The sequence below is a fragment of the Mesorhizobium sp. M7A.F.Ca.CA.004.12.1.1 genome (genome assembly GCF_003997835.1).
Taxonomy (GTDB): domain Bacteria; phylum Pseudomonadota; class Alphaproteobacteria; order Rhizobiales; family Rhizobiaceae; genus Mesorhizobium.
Genome location: NZ_RZRK01000919.1, coordinates 1 through 2,282 on the forward strand (window position 1 = coordinate 1; position 2,282 = coordinate 2,282).

At 63.4% G+C, this 2,282-nt stretch carries 3 protein-coding genes; 1 reads left to right on the forward strand and 2 read right to left on the reverse strand.

The window, feature by feature from the left end; all coding sequences use genetic code 11:
* Positions 1-195 (forward strand): LamB/YcsF family protein (locus EN984_RS31705; RefSeq protein WP_164765793.1); only part of this gene is annotated, 195 nt, incomplete at its 5' end.
* A gap of 17 nt (positions 196-212) precedes the next feature.
* Here the strand turns inward: EN984_RS31705 and EN984_RS31710 are convergent.
* Together EN984_RS31710 and EN984_RS31715 are read right to left on the reverse strand one after the other, a co-directional pair.
* Positions 213-1,238 (reverse strand): proline racemase family protein, encoded by a 1,026-nt coding sequence (locus EN984_RS31710; RefSeq protein WP_127266698.1) that lies wholly within the window; start codon positions 1,236-1,238, stop codon positions 213-215.
* A 42-nt stretch (positions 1,239-1,280) separates the two neighbouring features.
* On the reverse strand, positions 1,281-2,282 hold a 1,002-nt coding region (locus EN984_RS31715), incomplete at its 5' end, for an Ldh family oxidoreductase (protein WP_245480159.1).

The following is a 2,282-nucleotide window of genomic DNA, read 5'->3' on the forward strand; positions in this document are numbered from 1 at the left end:
GCCGAGAAGGCGGCAGAACGGGTCGTGCGGATGGTCAAGCAAGGCGCCATCGAGACGCTTTCCGGGCAGATGCTGCAGACGCCGATCGATTCGATCTGCGTCCACAGCGACACGCCGGCAGCCGTCGCCATCGCCGCGCGCGTTCGGCGACGGCTGGAGGCGAGCGGCGTCAGGGTCAGAGCGTTCGCGGCCTGAGCACGGCCGCGTCCGTTTCAGAACCAGACGTCGCTGAGGCGATGCCCGCGTGGATAAGGGTCCGTCGGGTCGAGGCCATATTGGCCGATGCTGGTGATCCAGGCTTGTCCGGCGATGGTGACCACGACAGCGTCGCGATCGCCGAGGCGCGTATTGGCGATCACGCGGGAATCGAAATGGGTCCCGATGATCGATCTGTTACGGAACAGCTCGCCCTTGACGATCTGCCCCTTTGCCGACATCACCGCCAGCCGCCCGGTGGTGCCGGTGCCTGTCGGTGAGCGGTCGAGCCTGCCATGCAGGCACACCGTGCCGTTGACGCTTTCCACGCGCCCGTCGACGCGCTCGATCGGACCTTCGAAAATCACGTTGGACACGTCGCGGATCTTCGGGTTCTCCGGATGCACGACCTTGAGCTGTTCGTTGACCGCCTTCTTGATGCGTTGGCCCATCAGCGACATCTGGTGGGCCTCGTCGGGTGTTATGGAAAAGCCGAGTGCGCGCGCATTGACATGGGCGAAAGTCATGCCGCCATAGGAGGTGTCGACGGTGATCGTGCCGAGCCCTTCCACCTCGACATGCGTGTCGAGGTGGAGTGCAAAAGCCGGTACATTGGTGAACTCCACCTGCTTCACCTTGCCGTTCTCGCAGAGACAGCGCACCTCGATCATGCCGGCCGGCGCTTCCATGCGCAGCAATGTCTCAGGCTCCTTCATCGGCACCATGCCCGTCTCCAGCGCCACTGTGGCGACGCAGATGGTGTTTGAGCCGGACATGGGCGGGTATTCCGTGCTTTCAATTATGACGTAGCCGAGATCCGCCGAGGGATCGCAAGGCGGCAGGATGATGTTGCCGTTGACGTAGGGCGCACCGCGCGGCTCGAACAAGAGCAGCCCACGAATGTCGTCCATATGCGCTTCGAGATACTCCTTCTTTTCGAACATGGTCTTGCCCGGAACGTCCTTGACGCCTCCGGTGATCACATTGCCGACTTCGCCCTCGGCATGGCAGCCGACGACCGTGAATGTTTTCGTCCAGCGCATTTTTCTCCTCCTGTGATTGGTCTTGGCCCTGGCGATACCGATTCAGACCGCGTCGAGCCCCCGTTCGAGAAAACGATCGAGTTGTTCCATTTCCTGGTGCGATAGGACGATACCGTCGCGCTCCGACGTCTCGCGGGCTAGGAACCGCCTTTGCGAGGGCAGGCGCGCACCCTGGCCCAAGATCGCCTCGAACAGCGCTTCAGCACGGCCCAGCGGATTGCCGGGCCGGCCGGCGGCGAAGGCTTTCGGCGAGAAAGCGATGACCAACTCTCCGTGCGACGGATAAAGCGTCGTGGTGCCAAGCAGCTCGAGCGCCTCGGGGCTGGTCAGGTCGCCGATCATGATCCCGGCGAGCAGTTCGATCATCGTCGCGATGGCCGAGCCCTTGTGCCCGCCGAAGGGAAGCATGGCGCCCGCCAGGGCAGCTTCGGGGTCCGTCGTTGGCCTGCCGTCAGAATCCATGGCCCAGCCTTCCGGCAGCTTCTTGCCTGCCCGGCGGTGGAGCTCGATCTCGCCGCGCGCGGCAACCGAGGTCGCGAAGTCGAAAACGTAGGGAGGCTGCTCTTCTCGCGGCCAGCCAAAGGCAAAAGGATTGGTGCCCAGCAATGGTCCGTTGCCACCGGTCGGAGCGACGGTGGCATAGCTCGGGCACATGGCCAGGCCGGTCAGGCCTGCCTGTGTCAAAGCTTCGACCTCCACCGAAAGGGCGGAAAAATGCACCGCATCGTTGATCGCGAGTGCGGCAATGCCGCACGACCGTGCCCGCTCGATCAGCACCGGCAGACCCAATTCGAAGGCTGGGTTGGCGAAACCATGCTTCGCATCCACTTTGACGAGGGCGGGAGCGTCTTGAGGCAACAACTCGGGCACCGCGTGTGGGCTCACCTTTCCGGCCTTGATCGTCCGCAGGGCGCCTTCGATCCGGTAGATGCCATGCGACTTGCAGGCATCGCGTTCCGCCGCGACGATGACCCTTGTAATGGCGCTGGCCTGAATGGGGTTCAGTCCGGCCTTGCGGAAAATTGCATCGACGCGCTCATGCAG